Genomic DNA, 16223 nt, shown 5'->3' on the forward strand with positions numbered 1-16223 from the left:
AGGTCGCTATATATTGCACTGCAGCAAGATAGGGATTGTCAAATGACGCAAGCAGAGACCAACGCCGCAACGGACAGGATCTTCGTCTTTCAGGGCGGTGGCGCGCTCGGCGCCTATCAGGCGGGCGCCTACGAGGCCTTGCATGAAAACGAGGTGGAGCCTGACTGGCTGGCTGGCATTTCGATCGGCGCCATCAATGCCGCTATCATCGCCGGCAGCCCGCGCGAAACGCGCATCGCCAATCTCCGGGACTTCTGGCACACCGTTTCGTCCAACCTCGATTTCGGCTGGGCGGCTCAGGACAATACGCTGCGCCGGATGCAGAACGACGCCGCGGCCACGGCCGCCATGGCCTTTGGCATTCCGGGTTTCTTCTCGCCGCGTTTGCCGACCTTCCAGCAATTGTTCGCCAATCCGGATCACCGCGTCAGCTTCTACGACACCGAGCCGTTGATGAAGACGCTCGACCGTCTGATCGACTTTGACCTTCTCAACGACTGCCAGACGCGGCTGAGCCTCGGTGCAGTGGAAATCCGCTCCGGCAATTTCGCCTATTTCGACAATCGCAAGGGCCGTCTCGACGCGCGCCATATTGCAGCCTCCGGCGCCCTGCCGCCGGGATTTCCGCCAATCGAAATCGATGGCCGCTGCTATTGGGATGGCGGTCTCGTCTCCAACACCCCGTTGCAGCATGTCCTGAACGTCAACGATGCCTCGCGCGATCTCGAAATCTTCCAGGTGGATCTCTTCAATGCGCGGGGCGACATGCCGCGCGACCAGTTCGAGGTGGAAAGTCGGATCAAGGAGATCCGCTACTCCAGCCGCACACGCATGAACACCGACGATTTTGCCAGGCGTCAGATTGTCCGCCGCGCCGCCAAGCGTCTCCTCGAAAAGCTGCCGCCGGAATTCCGCGACGACGAGGACGCGCAGATCCTCCGTTCCATCGGTCACGAGTATGACGTTACCATCGTTCACCTGATCCACCGCCGTGCCTCGCACGCCACCCACGCCATGGATGCGGAATTCTCCCGCCGCTCGATCGAGGAGCACTGGAAGGCAGGTTACGACGACGCCTCCTATACGCTGAAGCATTCGAAGTGGCGCAATCGTGGTCGCCCGAAGGACGGCATCCAGATCTTCGACCTCGCGCGCGAGCGTCATCTGCAACTGGAAGCCTGAGGATCGCGATCTTTTTTGTGGGGGAAGCAACCAAAGATGGGTGCTCCCTCTGCCATTAACACTTTTGCCAGACCGCTCACTTATGTCGATGACACAAGTCTGACAGCCATGATGGTTGCAGCGGATGGGGAAGAATGATGAACGACCACGCCGTGGAGGGGCGGCTGCAACTTCGCAAGAAGCCGCAGCAGGAACGAAGCATCCAGCGATTGGAGGCGATTCTCGAGGCCGCCGTCGAACTTTTTCTCGAAAAGGGCGTCGTCGAGACAACCATGAGCGAAATCGCCTTGCGGGCCGGCATTTCGATCGGCTCGCTCTACCAGTTCTTTCCCCAGAAGGCGGCCGTCATCAAGGCGCTGCACGAACGTTTCTCGGCCCAGTTGGAAGGCTTCATCCGCCAGATCTTTGCAGAGGTGAAGACGCTGGACGAGGCGGCGGAGCGCGCTTCCGAAAGTCTGATTGAGCTTCATGCGATGTTCCGCGAGCAGCGCATCTACATGGCCTTGTGGCAGGCGATCGTCGTCAACAAGGACCTTTCCCAGTTGTCGAACGAATTCCACGAACAGCTCATCGCAAGCTTCTACCGCGATCTGGCCCATCTCGTCCCGCAAAGCGAATTCGAGCGTTTCCGGGTCAACATCAAGCTGATGATCCTTGCAACCGGCGAGGTCATTCGCTTCACCACCCAGCAGCCGGACGAAGTCGCCCGGGTTCACCTCGACCAGTGGCGCCGCATCGTACGCGGCAGCATCTTCGCCTTCTGATCCGCCTCACCAGCCGGGGATCATGTTGCCGGCGCGCAGCCGTGGATAGTAGCGCGAATAGGTCTTCGGCTCGCCGTCCATGTCGTCTTCGACCTGTGCCGGCGTAATGTTGTCCAGGCAGGCAGTGATGTGGTCTGTGATCGCATTGACGAGCGAGGTCGAAAGCCCTGGCCGCTTCATCAGGCCGATCTGCACCGGCGGCAGCGGCGGGAAGCCGTCATTGGCCGTCAGGACCTTCATGCCTGTTCGCAGGGCCGATTCCGGCAGGATCGACACCGCCATGCCGGCGAGCACCGCTGCCGCGACGACCGTCGAAGACCAGCTGGTGAACAGGATCTGATAGTCACGACCATCCGCATCCAGCGCCGAGCAGGCGAGCTGCCGCCACTGGCAGTCGCGTCGTCCGACCGCGAGTGGCACGGGCGCATCATCCTTCAGCGGATGATTGGCCGATCCCACCCAGCAGAGCGGTTCGGTTCGCACGACATCGGACTGTCTGAGCAGCGGATTGTGCGTGACGAGCGCGATATCGAGTTCGCCCTTGCCCATCTTGTCAGCGAGATCCATGGAGGGCTCGCAGACGATGTAGAGCTCTACATTCGGATGGGTCTTGGCGAAGCGACCGATGATCTCGGGCATGTAGCGGTCGGCATAGTCGTCCGGCGTGCCGATCCGCAGCGTTCCCTCGAGCCTGTTGTCGTCGAAGGCCGCGATCGCCTCGGAATTCAGCCGGATGATGCGCCGCGCGTAATTCAGCAGCTTGTCGCCATCGGCTGTGAGCCGGTTGCCCCGGCCGTCCTTGATGAACAGCTGCTTTCCGACCCGTTCTTCCAGGCGGCGCATCTGCATGGAAACGGCGGATTGTGTCTTGAAAACACGCCCAGCAGCCTTGGTGAAGCTGCCGGTATCGACGATGGCAATAAAGGTCTGCAACTGATCGATATCGAGGGGAGCCGACATGAGAGTGATCCATCAGAAGGGTTGATGGCTACCATTAGAAACATTCGTTGGACTGATCAATATCCTTTCGGCATCTTCATGATCGTAATCCTCACCGACCGGTCTCCGGCCAAGCATCCACTTCCAACCCTCGTCGCCTGTCCGCTTTCTCGCGGACGGGAGCAATTTCTCGTGCCCGCTGAAAGGAAATAGCCATGCGCACGAACGATCGGATCCTCGACTTTGACCTCGACCTCGCCGTTGACCGGCCGGCCCGGACGCTTGCCGCGCGTCTGTTCCGCCTTCAGGCCTGGATCGGATCCCTTCGCGTGGGCGTGCGCAACCGACTTGCCGCGAACAGACTCGCCGATCTCGACGAGCGCCTTCTGAACGACCTCGGCCTCAGCCGGGGTGATGTCCAGGATGTGCTGCGTGGACACGGCTATGCTGACGATCCTTCGCAGCAGCTGACCCGCCTGGCGCGCCGCCGCGCCGAGCGATCCCTTCGCGGTCACAAGACCGATTGAGACACTCTGATCCAACCCCGCAGGGTGATAGCCAATAGCCCTGCCTCTTGCCCGGTCCGATTATTCTGGACCGGGCTTTTTTGTAAACGCTAAAATAACTATGAAGGGTGTGAAATACGAGGGGAAAAGCGACCGGAAGTAACCTGTTGCTAACGAGCGTATGTCAGCGATGAAAATGCCTGACGTGCTACCTTTTTCGGAGACCCCTCATGCGTATATCGACCAAGCTGCCCCTGGCCGCCACGCTGTTTGCCCTCGTGATCCTGAGTGCCTCCGTGGCCATCGGTCTGGTTCAGCAAAGCCGCATCCTCGATGAGCAGGTCTACCAGAAGCTGGAGGCGACAGCCGACGGTCGCCGCAACGAGGCACGCCGCTTCCTCGAAGCCATCAGGCTCGATGCCCGTGGTACCGCCGCCGACATGATGACCCAGCAGGCGCTGTTCGGCATCACCGGTGCCTGGACCAAGCTGGGTGACGATCCGGCCGGCGAACTGCAGAGGCGCTACATCGACGAAAACCCGAACCCAGTCGGTGAGAAGTACAATCTCGACAGCGCGAAGAAGGACAGCTACGACCGCGCCCACCGCCAGGGGCACGCGACCTTCCTCAAGCATCTTAAGGCGCAGGGTTATTACGACATCTTCCTCATCGATGCGGACGGCAACATCGTCTACACCGTCATGAAGGAGCGCGACTTCGGTACCAACCTTCTTAATGGCCCCTACAAGGATACAGGCCTCGCACAGGTCTTCAAGAAGGCGATCGCGAGCGACGATCCCGAGAGTTTTGCTAATTCGGAATTCGAGGCCTACGAGCCTTCTGCTGGCGCGCCGGCGGCCTTCGTCGCTGTTCCCATCATCATGAACGAGCGCAAGCTCGGTGTGCTTGCCTACCAGCTGCCGAACGATCAGCTGAACACCATCTTTGCCAATACCCGAGGCCTCGGTCAGACCGGGGAAACGGTGCTGGTCGACAAGTCCGGCATGCTGGTTTCGGATAGCCCTCGGACGGCAGACGTCGAGAGTTTGAAGGTGAGCCTGTCATCGTCGATGGTGGCCAGTGCCATCAGTGGCCAGGATGCGAGCGGCGACATCACCGGCTATCGCGACATGACGAGCTATGCCGCCGTCGTGCCGCTCGATTTCGGCGATGTCCGCTGGTCCGTCGTGGCGCTCATCGGCGAGGACGAAGTCGCCGCGCAGCTGGTCACCGCGGGCCTGAAATCAGTCGGCATCGGTGCGGTGCTCGTGCTGGTCGGCTCGCTCGTCGGCTTCATCTTCTCCCGCAGCCTCACCCGTCCGATTTCCGAGCTGGTCACCTCCATGGGGCAGCTTGCCGACGGCAATACCGGTATCGACCTCAAGGGCATCGACCGCTCCGACGAGATCGGCGACATGGTGCGGTCAGTCGCCGTTTTCCGTCAGGCCGAGATCGACAAGCGCCAACTCGAGGCGGAAAACGAAAGCCGGCGCACGGCCACCGAAAGCGAGCGTCACCAGCGCGAGGCAGAACGTGCCGCCGCCCAGGCAGAGCTGACCGAAGCGATCGACGTGCTCGGAGCAGGGCTGCAGCGTCTGGCCAATGGTGATCTGACCGGCACGATCCGCAAGCCGCTCGCCGGCAATCTTGACCGCTTGCGTCTCGACTTCAATGCCTCGCTCGAACGCTTGTCGGGCACCGTTGCCGCCGTGCACGGCAACGTCATCGAGATCAACCGCAAGAGCAGCACCGTCAGCTCGTCCACAGCCGACCTCAGCCAGCGCACCGAACAGCAGGCCGCCGCCCTGGTCGAGACCTCGACCGCGATCCGGCAGATCATGGATGCGATCCGCCATTCGTCGGAACGCGCTGAGAATGCCTCGCGTCTCGCCCGCGAAGCGCGTGCCAATTCCGACCGCTCGGGCGAAATCGTCGGCGGCGCCGTCGATGCCATGCAGCGCATCGAGAATGCCTCAAGCGAGATCTCCAAGATCATCAACGTCATCGACGAGATCGCCTTCCAGACCAATCTGCTGGCCCTGAACGCAGGTGTCGAGGCAGCCCGTGCCGGCGAAGCCGGGAAGGGCTTTGCCGTCGTTGCCCAGGAGGTCCGCGAACTCGCGCAGCGTTCGGCGACCGCAGCCAAGGACATCAAGGCGCTGATCACCAAATCGGGTGAGGAAGTGGCAACCGGGGTCGGAATGGTTCGCGAGACTGGCACTGTGCTTTCCTCGATCGCAGGCCAGGTGGTGCAGATCGGCGATCACATCCACTCGATCGCCTCGGCTGCCAAGCAGCAGTCGGCAAGCCTCAACGAGATCAATGATGCGGTTGCCCGCATGGAGAACGTCACCCAGCAGAACGCACGGGCGGCTGAGCAGACCAATGCCGACATGGCGGGGCTGACCCGTGATGCCGAGATGCTCTCCGGTCTCGTGGGGCAGTTCACCCTCGAAGCAAATGCCACGACCATTCAGAACCGCTTTGCCGACCAGCGCGACACGAGCTTCGGCCGCCCTGTTCCGCCGTCAGCGCCGCAGCCGGCGCCTGTTGCCGGAAGCGCGGCGAAACCCGCAACGCGATCTTTCCTCAAGCCGAAGGTGGCACCGGCAGAAGCCGGAAGCCGTGCCGTTGCCTCTCCGGCGCGCTCGCTGATGGACAAGATCTCGATCGGCCTTGGCGCCAAGCTGAACCAGGCGAAGGACGGCAAGCCGGACGGCGAATGGGAAGAATTCTGAGCCGCTACAACAGCTAAAATGCACAACGGCGCGGGAAACCGCGCCGTTTTCGTTTGCCTGCGATGCTTCGGCCGCTCAGGCCTTGTCGACCGGAGCCTGATCGGAACGCTCGGGCGTTTCCTTGCGCGAAGCGGAAAGATAGGTGTCGAAGATCTGCTCCATGCTCTTCTGGTAGCTCTTCTGCACTTCAAGCCCGCTGTCGAACATGGTGTTGACCATGGCCGCAAAGCTTTCCTGCGCTTCCTTCTCCGGAGCCTTTGCCGGCTCTGGCTGAGCTTTCACTGCCTCAGTCGGTTGCCCGGTCATTTGCGCAGTATAGGCGGCCGCCATGTCCTGGAAGGCCTTGGTGAAGGGGTTGTCGATGAAGGGGTTGGCCGCTGCCTGTGGTTCCGGCTTCTTCTGTCCGCCCATCATGTCCTGGAAGGCGCGCATGAATGGATTGTCGAACATCGCCGCTGCCATTGCCGCCGGTTGGGGCTGAGGCTTCGGCTGCAGCCCGGTATTTTCCAGCCATTGCTGCATCATCGCGCCCATCGGTGTTCCGGCAAAGGCATTGGCGCCAGAGAACTGCCCGGTGGTCTGTTTGAAGAGTCCACCCATCAATGTATCCGCCATGACAGGCATCATCTGTTTCAGGATGTCCTGCCCAACGCCCGTCAGTTGGGCGGCCTGCGCGGCGATGGCCCGCGACACTTCCTTGGAGCCGAAGAGTTGCTGCAGAACCTGATTGCCGTCGGCGATGCCCTGTGGCGTGAAGGCCGAGCTCATGTCCTCGAAATATTTGGCATAGTTGCCCGAAGTCATGGCCTGGACGAGGGCCGAGAAATCGTAAGGATTGGTGGTGTTGCGCTTGAAGCCCGAGGCGAAGGCCGGCATCAGCGCGGCAACTGCCTTGGCGGCCTGTTCCTGCGCCAGACCATATTGTTTGGCCATGGCGTCCATCGCCATGCCGTTCTGCGCCTGCATCATCATGTCGAACAGTGGCAGCATGGCATTTCTCCCCGGATGCGTGCAGTTGATTCAGCACTATATCCGGAATGGCCATCAGGCAAACCGCTTTTTGACGGATGGCTCAATGCCAGGCGCGGCGCGACCGCTTGCTCAGTACTGATAGTCTTCGAATACCGGCTCGACCGACCCGTTCCAGCGTCCGTGGTAGAGAGCCAGCATGTCATCGGCCAGCGTCATCCGCTTGGCAAGAACCTCGTCCAGTGTGTTTAGGAACACCGTCTCGTCCTGGCCTTCGGAATTCAATTGGCCGCGCGCCTTTAGCCCCGCGCGTGACATTTCGACGACTTCGCGTGCTACCTCCATCAGCGGGCGCCCCGCGACCGAAGCCTTGAGCCCCTGGACCGGAACCGCATCGCGCATGGCAATCACGTCCTCGACGGTCCAGTCGGCAGTCAGATCATCGGCCGCAGCCAGCGCCGTATCATCGTAGAGCAGGCCGACCCAGAGCGCCGGCAGCGCGCAGATGCGCCGCCACGGGCCACCGTCGGCGCCACGCATTTCGAGGAAGCGCTTCAGGCGCACGTCGGGGAAGAGGGTGGAGAGGTGGTTGGTCCAGTCGCCCAGTTGCGGCGCCCAGTCGGCGACTTCGCCCTTGAGTGCGCCGTCCATGAACTGGCGGAAGGTGATGTGGGTGCAGTCGTGGTAGCGCCCGTCGCGCACGATGAAATACATCGGGGCATCGATGGCCCAGGCGACGTAATCGCCGAACGAGAAGTCCTTCGAGAAGGTGAAGGGCAGCACGCCGGCGCGGCGATTGTCGGTGTCGCGCCAGATGTCGCCCCGCCAGGAGAGAAGCCCGTTCGGCTTGCCTTCCGTAAACGGCGAGGAGGCGAACAGCGCGGTTGCCAGCGACTGCAGCTTCATCGACACCCGCATCTTCTGCCGCATGTCGGCTTCCGAGGAGAAGTCGAGATTCACCTGGATCGTGCAGGTCCGGTACATCATGTCCAGCCCCTGGCTGCCGACCTTCGGCATGTAGCGGGTCATGATGTCGTAGCGTGACTTCGGCATGCGCGGCGTCTCGGCCAACGTCCATTTCGGGCTGCCACCGATCCCGAGGAAGCGGATGCCCATCGGCTCCGCGATTTCCCGCAGCACCGCGAGATGCTGGTTCGATTCCTTGCAGGTCTGGTGCAGCGTTTCCACGGGTGCACCGGAAAGCTCGAACTGGCCGCCCGGTTCGATCGAGATTGCGCCCATGCCATGCTGCTCGCCGAGCCCGATGATGTTATCGCCGTCCATGATCGGCTCCCAGCCGAGCTTGGACTGCATGCCCTTGAGGAGCGCCGAGATGCTGGCTTCCCCATGATAGGGAACGGGCCTGTTGTCGGCCCGGAAGAAGGCGAACTTCTCGTGCTCGGTGCCGATCCGGAACTGGTCCTTCGGCTTCGACCCTTCGGCCATATAGGCCGCCATATCGTCGAGAGTGCCGAGAGGGGTCTGGTCGGTCGTGTCACGGGCCATGGAAGCTACCTTGCTGGGCGTCGTCGGTGGGCACAGTTGAGCCCATCACTGAGGCTGATTGAACCGGATTTCTGTGCCGTGCAAGTGAAAATCTCTCATGCTCGGCTCAAAAAACTGGAACGAAGTGAAGCGGAAATAAAGCTTAGCGCCAGTCGCCGATGGCGGCCTGCACGACGGCCATTGCGGCGACTGCGGCCGTGTCGGCTCTGAGGATGCGGGGTCCGAGCGGAATGGCCGTCACGAAGGGCAGGGACCTCAGCAACTGACGCTCCTCGTCGGAGAAGCCGCCCTCTGGACCGACCAGAAGCGCGAGCGACTTTTCCTCGATCCGCGACAGCGCGGGCAGGGGATTTTGCGTGGTGCTGTCTTCGTCGCAATAGATGATCCGGCGTTCTGCGGGCCAGCGCTCGAGGAGGTCGCGAAGCTTCACCGGCTCGGTGACCTTCGGAATGGCAAGCACACCGCATTGCTCGGCAGCTTCCACGGCATTCGCCTGCAGGCGATCGATATTGCCGATCTTGCCCTGGACGTGTTGCGTCATCACCGGCTGCAGGATGCCGGCGCCCATCTCGACTGCCTTCTGCACCAGATAGTCCATACGACCGACCTTGAGCGGCGCAAACAGGAAATGCAGATCGCAATCATCAGGCTGCGGACGCGTCTCTTCGGCCGGCGTGATCATGATCTTTTTGCGTGTCGGAAAATGCACGCGCGCCTTCCACTCGCCATGCCGTCCGTTGAAGACGAGCAATTCGGCACCCTCTTCGAAACGAAGCACATTGGCGAGGTAGTTGAACTGCTCCGCGGTCGCCTCGAAGGCTTGGGCAAGAGCAAGGTCGGCGGTCACGTAGAGCCGCTGCATCCGGTAATTGGCACGCATGATGGTCTCGTCTCCGGGATCAAAGAGCGATCAGAGACATAACCCAATACAGCACGGCTGCAAGGCCGGCAGATGCCGGAACGGTGATGATCCACGCCGCCACGATCGTCATGAAGTGTGAGCGGCGCACCAGATAGCGACGGCGGATCTCTTCCGGATTGCGCTCCGGCTTCGGCTCGATCACAAAGCGCTCGGCCTTGTTGCGCATATATTCCATGCGCCGCTTGGAATTGCGCGTGTACCACTCACGGAAGAAGCCGACACCGAACACGGCACCGACGGCGATGTGCGTGGAGCTGACGGGCAAGCCAAGCGCGGAGGCGACGATGACGGTGATGGCTGCCGAAAGCGAGACGCAGAAGGCGCGCATCGGGTTGAGCTTGGTGATCTGTTCGCCGACGAGCCGGATCAGGCGCGGACCGAAGAGCAGAAGTCCCAGCGAAATGCCGGCAGCACCGATGATCATAACCCAGAAAGGCACTGTGACCTGCCCGGAAATCTCGCTGTCCTGCGCGGCATGCACGATGGCAGACAGCGGACCGATGGCGTTCGCCACGTCATTGGCGCCATGGGCAAAGGAAAGCAGGGCAGCTGCGAAGATCAGCGGCAGCTGGAAGAGCTTGCGCAGCGACTGGTTTCGGTTCTCCAGCCCGCGCGACTGTCTGCGGATCAGCGGCACGCTGAGCCACCACGACAGGAAGCCGAAGGCAAGGCCGATCAGGCAGGCCTGCAACAGGCTGATGGAAATGAGCTTGTTGAGGCCCTTGAGCGCCAGATAGGCAGTGAAGGAGCCGGTCATGATTCCGATCAGCAAGGGCACCCAGCGTTGTGCCGCCAAGATCTTGTCCTCGCGGTAGACGATGAATTCCTTGATGAAGGCGAGGAAGAGCGCCGCGATCACACCGCCGAGGATAGGCGAAACGACCCAGCTTGCCGCGATGCCGCCCATGACGCCCCAGTCGACGGCAGACATGCCCGCTGCCGCGACACCTGCGCCCAGCACGCCGCCCACCACGGCATGGGTCGTGGATACAGGTGCGCCGATCCAGGTCGCAAGGTTGACCCAGAGCGCCGAGGAGAGCAGCGACGCCATCATCGCCCAGATGAAGACATCGGCACTCGGCATCTTGGCCGGATCCACGATCCCGCGTGAGATCGTTGACACGACGTCACCGCCGGCAATCAGCGCCCCTGCCGTTTCGAAGATCACGGCGATGGTCAGAGCCACGCCCATGGTCATGGCGCGTGATCCAACGGCAGGTCCGACATTGTTGGTCACATCATTGGCGCCGATATTCATCGCCATATAGGCGCCGATCGCGGCCGCAGCGACGATGATCCACGCGCCCGGCCGGTCCATGGCGAGCGCTCCGGCAAACACGGTGGCGAGCACCATGAAGATAAGCGCGATGCCAAGCGGTGCAAAACCTCGTGAGACGTGCTGCGCCGCTTCCTCGACATGGGCGATCTTGTCGAGATCCTTGTCGAGCGTCGGCTTCACGAGTTTTGGCTTTGGCTTGCCCATGGCGGGTGTCTCCGGAAGAGGGTCCCTGTCCGGTTTCCTCATTCTCTTGTTGTAGCGGCAGATGATGACGCATAGTCCGTGGGCCACAGGCACGTCACGGCATATCTCATCGGGTCGCAGAAGCCCCTAGCGACAAAGGGGCTGCGCTGCAATATGACAGTTTTGTGACAGTCGCTTTCAGGCCCGTTTTGCAGCCTTTTCTGGGATTGGCGCGGGCATTTGTGTCAGCTTCGGGAATTCCAGGAACAGTGACTTGAGTTCCTGTTCCTCGACGCGGGTGGCTGCTTCCGCGCAACTGACCCACTCGAGACGACGAACGCCCTTCTCGGGGAACTCCTTGACGAAGCCTTTCACGTCGAGCGCGTGGACCTGAACGCGGGTCGGCACCTTGTGCCCGCCACGCATCTTCTTCATGTAGGTATAATAGCCGACGGGCTCGATGCCCGCCTTGCCCTTGACGCCAGCCTCTTCAAAGGCCTCTCGCTCGGCGATGGCATGGGGCTGCTTGCCCGGCATGTGCCAACCCTTCGGAATGACCCAACGCCCGGTATCCCGGCTTGTGATCAGCAGCACCTCGAGCTCGCCGGTCTTCTTGCGCGTCCGGTGACAGATCGCAGCAAACTGCTGCCGCGGCGGACGCTGCAGCATGAGCCTGAGGTCAGATGTGATACGGCCAATGATACCCAATGAACTTGCACCTCGATTCGTTTTTAAGACTACGCCAAAACGCCGCGCGCTTGCGGCCAATCTTGCGCGGATGATACGCTTTTCACACGATGGTTATCGCTGCCTATCAGGTGTAGGCGCCATGTGTTCGATTCAATGCGACATTCGGTACTCGAAAGTCGCATTTGCCGACATCTAGTTGTCTTTCGACGTCGCAAACACGCCGAATTCCTTCAGCCCGTCAATCACGCCGCGGGCCGCGGTCCCTTGAGTGGCGATCATGCCCGGCCGTGCCTGCGCGAGGCTGACGAGTTCGGGAAGCGCATTGCCCGGCATGATGCCGCGCACGCCATCGAGCTCGAACATCGCCCTGTCATTGCCGGTGTCGCCCGCAACCACCACCTCGTCCAGGCCGATCTCAAGCTCGCCGCAGAGCCAGGTGAGCGCCTTTCCCTTGTCGGCGACATCAGGCAGAACGTCGAGATCGCGGGCGCTGGAATAGATGACCCGTGCTCGATGACCAGAACTGGCGAGCATCTGTTCCAGTTCCAGAATATCCTGCGCCGTCGCATCATGAAGATACCAGCTCGACTTGTAGTCATGCTGATATTGTGCCGGTTGCCGCGTCAGCCGCTCCATCATCACGAGTTCCGCCTCGATCAGGTCGACATCGAAGCCATCAGCGATCAGCGCCGTATACTGGTCCGACAGATGAGGATGGTCATACGAATGCACCATGGTGCCGACGCCGCCGATCAGAAAATCGGCTTGCGGCAAACCTTGTTCCCATGTGAATTCCATGATGTCCTCGATCAGGCGGCCACTGTTGTAGACCAACAGCGGTCGCTCGCCGTCCGGCAAGGTCTGCCACAGCCGCGCGAACTCGACTGACGCATCGCGGTCCCCCGCGAGCGTCCCGTCGAGATCGGACGAAAAGAGCCGGATCGGTTTCAATCCCCGTCGTTCCATGGTTCTGCCCAGTCGCTTTCTTCAAGAGCTTGCGCCACCGGACGGCCTTCCACAAGAGCCACGAGTTGCTGAGCGATCCCGGTCCAGGTGAAAAGACTGCGAGCCTTGTGCGCACCCATGCGCGACAATCGCCCGTAAAGCCTCGGATGCTTGAAGGGCTTCATCATGGTGATGCCGAGATCATATTTGTCGAAGGGGTCGGCAAACAGCGCATGACGACCATAACTGACGGCGCGGAAGAGGCCGCCATGGATGGTGACGATCGTCGGCGTGCCGCTCGCCATGGCCTCGATGGCCGTCATGCCGAAGGGCTCGTAGCGACTGGAGAGCACGAAGAGATCGGCGGCGCGATACATGTCAGGCAGGTCTTCGTCGGGAATGAAGCCTGAGAATTCTACCTTGTCTGAGATGCCGAGATCGGTCACCTGCTGCTTGAGCTGGGCAAGGATCGTCTCTTCCTGCGCATCGAGGCTTTCCCCACCGAGCGCCAGCCGCAACCGCGCGTCCGGCACGCGCTCCGCCATGACGGCAAAGCCGTCGATCAGGAGATCATAGCCCTTGTTGGTTGCCAGTCGCCCGAGTGCCAGAACCGTTTTGCCTTCGAAGCCGAAGCGTTGGCGCACCATCTGCCGAGAGGATTCCGAGACCGGATAGAAGCGATTGTCGTCATAGCCAGGCGGGATCATGTGCACGCGATTGCGTGCCAGTCCATAATCCTCGGTCAGCATGTCCAGCTGGATCGGCGTGGTGGCAATCACCAGCTGGCAGCTGCGATAGACGATCAACTCGTGCTGGATGCGTTCCTTGAAGTTGAATTCCTCGTCGAACCTGTCGGCGCGCTCCGGATAGTCGGTTTCCATCTGCCGCTTTTTCCACATCCCAAGCGAATGCGGCGTGTGGATATGCGGCACGCGAAGCGCTTCTGACAGGCGCTGTCCGGCAACGCCGGCATCCCAGTAGTGGCTGTTGATGAAGAGATAGGTCAGTCCCTCGCGCTTGATCCAGCGCAGGGCCTTCTCGTTCCATTCGGTCAGATGCCGGTGCAGATATTCCTTGGGAATGAAATCCCGTCCGCCACAGGGAATGCGCACGACGCGCACGTTTTCGTCCACCTCGTCGATCTCAGGCTGGTCTTCAAAGCGGCGGGTGAAGATATCGACCTTGTGGCCGAGCTGGGCGAGTTTCTTTGCAAGTTCGAGAACATAGACCACCTGGCCGCCGGTATCGGCGGCTCCGAGTGGCGGCTGGGCTGCGACGTAGCCATGCGTTGAGACGAGCGCGATGCGCGGCGTCTCATGCGGATCCGTTTGAAGTGCCATAATCCCCACCTTCTGAAAATTTCGTTCTTAAGAAGCGGGAATAGTAACGCACTAGGTCGGAAATTGTTTCGTTTTTTAGATGAAATTTTCGCGATGACCCGGAACCTTTACGTCCGGGCCTTCGCAAGCGCTCACGCCGTCGTCCCGACGATGACGATATGGAGTGCCCGTGGGCCGTGGGCACCCAGCAGCAATGTCTGTTCGATATCGGCAGAGCGAGACGGCCCGGTGATCATGTTCACCGTGCGCGGCATCGTCTCGCCCTGACCCTTCCGGAGGTTCGCCCAGAGGCTTTCCATATCCCCGACAATCGCGGCCGCCTCGACGACGACGATGTGATGGTCGGGCAGGAAGTTGAGTGTCACCGGGTTGTCGGGCCCAGAGAGAACGCAGAGCGTACCCGTCTCGGCGATCCCGCCGAAGGCATGACTGACCGCGACAAGGTCATTGCCGTCGGACGCGCCAGATCGGACCTCCAGCGTGCCGGCTGTTTGCCAGGAAAGTGATGTCAAACGGGGATCGCCACCGATGCGGATGGAGGCCGGCAGGTTGCGCTGCTTCAGATACTCCGCGACGGCAGCCGGCAGGCTGCCGGATGTCCCGAGCCGCTCCGTCGTCGCATTGTATTTTTCCGCCATGGCGATGAAGAGGGCGAGCCGCTCATCGGCCGGAAGCTGGCCGCGCTTCGGAATGATTCCTTGCGGGCGCTCGACAAGGCGATTTGCTACGACTGCTGCTCGCTCGCCGTCGCCTCCGGTCGCTTTCAGCGAGGTGCGGATGCGGGAAAGAATGGCCTGGCGGCTGTCCATGGTTCAGGCTCCCTGCTTCTGGCGTGCGGCCCATTGCTGGGCAAAGGTCTGCCCCTCCGGTGCCGGCAGATCGCGAATGTCGGTCCAGCCCGAGGCAAAGGGCAGGGACGCGATGCGTCCCCGACTGCCGCCGATCAAGCTCAGCATACGCGCGCCGATCGATGTCGCCATACGATAGAGCTTCGGTCGCTTGGCAAAGACGGCCCAGACACCCAGCCCGTAGCGCGCCGTGGCCGGGTTCAGATGTTTCTCGAACTCGCGCTCGCGCCAGTGCCGCATCATCTTCGGCAGCGGGATGTGCATGGGGCAGACGCTCTCGCAGCGCCCGCAAAAGGTCGAGGCATTCGGCAGATGGCCTGAAATGTCGACACCGAAAAGAGACGGTGTGAGAACAGCGCCCATCGGCCCCGGATAGACCGAGCCATAGGCATGGCCGCCGACGGCGTGGTAGACTGGACAGTGGTTCATGCAGGCGCCGCAGCGGATACAGCGCAACATGTCCTGGAACTCGCTGCCGAGCATGGCGGTACGGCCGTTGTCGAGCAGGATGACGTGATACTCCTCCGGCCCATCAGGATCTTCGGCCCGGCGCGGCCCGGTGGAAAAGGTCGTATAGACGGAAATGTCCTGGCCGGTCGCCGAGCGGGCGAGAAGCCTGAGGATCTGCGAACAGTCTTCAAGCGTCGGCACCAGCTTCTCGATCGAGGCGACGACGATGTGCACCTTCGGCAGCGATTGTGTCAGGTCGCCATTGCCCTCGTTGGTGACGATCACGGAGGTGCCGGTCTCGGCGATCAGGAAGTTGGCGCCGGTGATCCCGACATCTGCCTGGAAGTAACGCTTGCGCAGCACCTGCCGCGCTTCGGACAAAAGCGTTTCCGGTGCTGTGAGGTCGCGCTTCGGGTCGAGATGCGTGTGCACCCGGCGGAAATCCTCTTCCACCTGCTCCTTGTTGAGATGCACCGCAGGCGCAATGATATGGCTCGGATGCTCGCCGCGAAGCTGGATGATGTATTCACCGAGATCAGTCTCGACCGGTTCGATCGCATGTTCGGAGAGGAAGTCGTTGAGATTGATCTCCTCCGTGATCATCGATTTGCCCTTGGTCACGGTCTTTGCCCCGACCCGCCGGCAGATGTCGAGCACCAGCTGGCGCGCATCCTCGGCGCTCTCGGCCCAGTGCACATGGCCGCCGGATTCCGTCACCTTGTGCTCATAGGCTTCGAGATAGAGGTCGAGATGGGCGAGCGTGTGGTTCTTGATCTCGCGGCCCTTGTCACGCAGGGCGTCGAATTCGGGAAGGGCAGCGACTGCGGCCGCACGCTTGGCGATGAAACCCTTCTCGACATTTGTCAGCGCCTTCTGCAACTGGCCGTCGGCCAGCGCTCGGGCTGCATTGTCCTTGAACTGCGGGGCGGTGAATTGCATGCCTTCCTCCTCCCTTGGTGTCC

Annotated in this window: 14 protein-coding genes; 4 read left to right on the forward strand and 10 right to left on the reverse strand. The window is 61.4% G+C overall.

All coding sequences use genetic code 11. The annotated features are described in order from the left end of the window. Positions 1 to 42: 42 nt before the first annotated feature. On the forward strand, positions 43 to 1182 hold the full coding sequence (locus GH983_RS02730) for a patatin-like phospholipase family protein (protein ID WP_153761544.1): 1140 nt from the start codon (positions 43 to 45) through the stop codon (positions 1180 to 1182). Between the two features lie 134 nt (positions 1183 to 1316). Next, complete coding sequence (locus tag GH983_RS02735; RefSeq protein WP_153761545.1) at positions 1317 to 1946, forward strand: TetR/AcrR family transcriptional regulator; 630 nt, start codon at positions 1317 to 1319, stop codon at positions 1944 to 1946. A 6-nt stretch (positions 1947 to 1952) separates the two neighbouring features. On the opposite strand, the gene GH983_RS02740 is transcribed toward GH983_RS02735, so the two are convergent. Further along, on the reverse strand, positions 1953 to 2906 hold the full coding sequence (locus GH983_RS02740) for a LysR substrate-binding domain-containing protein (protein ID WP_054148766.1): 954 nt from the start codon (positions 2904 to 2906) through the stop codon (positions 1953 to 1955). 194 nt (positions 2907 to 3100) lie between these two features. On the opposite strand from GH983_RS02740, the gene GH983_RS02745 reads away from it, so the two are divergent. Both GH983_RS02745 and GH983_RS02750 read left to right on the forward strand, forming a co-directional pair. Continuing rightward, positions 3101 to 3412, forward strand: a complete 312-nt coding sequence (locus tag GH983_RS02745) for a DUF1127 domain-containing protein (RefSeq protein WP_153761546.1) — start codon at positions 3101 to 3103, stop codon at positions 3410 to 3412. A gap of 209 nt (positions 3413 to 3621) precedes the next feature. Continuing rightward, on the forward strand, positions 3622 to 6129 hold the full coding sequence (locus GH983_RS02750; RefSeq protein WP_054148768.1) for a methyl-accepting chemotaxis protein: 2508 nt from the start codon (positions 3622 to 3624) through the stop codon (positions 6127 to 6129). Positions 6130 to 6204: 75 nt separating this feature from the next. Here the strand turns inward: GH983_RS02750 and GH983_RS02755 are convergent, their stop codons facing one another. From GH983_RS02755 to GH983_RS02795, 9 genes are all read right to left on the reverse strand, one after another. Beyond that, positions 6205 to 7119, reverse strand: a complete 915-nt coding sequence (locus GH983_RS02755) for a DUF937 domain-containing protein (RefSeq protein ID WP_153761547.1) — start codon at positions 7117 to 7119, stop codon at positions 6205 to 6207. 111 nt (positions 7120 to 7230) lie between these two features. Further along, complete coding sequence (locus GH983_RS02760; RefSeq protein ID WP_153761548.1) at positions 7231 to 8604, reverse strand: glutamate--cysteine ligase; 1374 nt, start codon at positions 8602 to 8604, stop codon at positions 7231 to 7233. 142 nt (positions 8605 to 8746) lie between these two features. Further along, positions 8747 to 9484, reverse strand: a complete 738-nt coding sequence (locus GH983_RS02765; protein WP_054148771.1) for a 16S rRNA (uracil(1498)-N(3))-methyltransferase — start codon at positions 9482 to 9484, stop codon at positions 8747 to 8749. A 19-nt stretch (positions 9485 to 9503) separates the two neighbouring features. Then, complete coding sequence (locus GH983_RS02770; protein ID WP_054148772.1) at positions 9504 to 11009, reverse strand: inorganic phosphate transporter; 1506 nt, start codon at positions 11007 to 11009, stop codon at positions 9504 to 9506. A 177-nt stretch (positions 11010 to 11186) separates the two neighbouring features. Beyond that, positions 11187 to 11696: an NUDIX hydrolase gene (locus GH983_RS02775; RefSeq protein ID WP_194842775.1), complete on the reverse strand. Its 510-nt coding sequence runs from the start codon at positions 11694 to 11696 to the stop codon at positions 11187 to 11189. Between the two features lie 174 nt (positions 11697 to 11870). Then, entirely contained in the window at positions 11871 to 12629 is a 759-nt protein-coding gene (locus tag GH983_RS02780; protein WP_153763536.1) for an HAD-IIB family hydrolase, read from the reverse strand. Next, a complete protein-coding gene (locus GH983_RS02785; RefSeq protein WP_153761549.1) occupies positions 12626 to 13963 on the reverse strand; it encodes a glycosyltransferase family 1 protein in 1338 nt (445 codons plus the stop codon). The genes GH983_RS02780 and GH983_RS02785 overlap by 4 nt, the downstream gene beginning before the upstream one ends. 131 nt (positions 13964 to 14094) lie before the next feature. After that, a complete protein-coding gene (locus GH983_RS02790; protein ID WP_153761550.1) occupies positions 14095 to 14772 on the reverse strand; it encodes an LUD domain-containing protein in 678 nt (225 codons plus the stop codon). A 3-nt stretch (positions 14773 to 14775) separates the two neighbouring features. Next, entirely contained in the window at positions 14776 to 16200 is a 1425-nt protein-coding gene (locus GH983_RS02795; protein WP_153761551.1) for a LutB/LldF family L-lactate oxidation iron-sulfur protein, read from the reverse strand. Between the last annotated feature and the right edge of the window lie 23 nt (positions 16201 to 16223).

Origin of the sequence: Agrobacterium sp. MA01 (assembly GCF_009650195.1) — a bacterium.
Taxonomy (GTDB): Bacteria; Pseudomonadota; Alphaproteobacteria; order Rhizobiales; family Rhizobiaceae; genus Allorhizobium.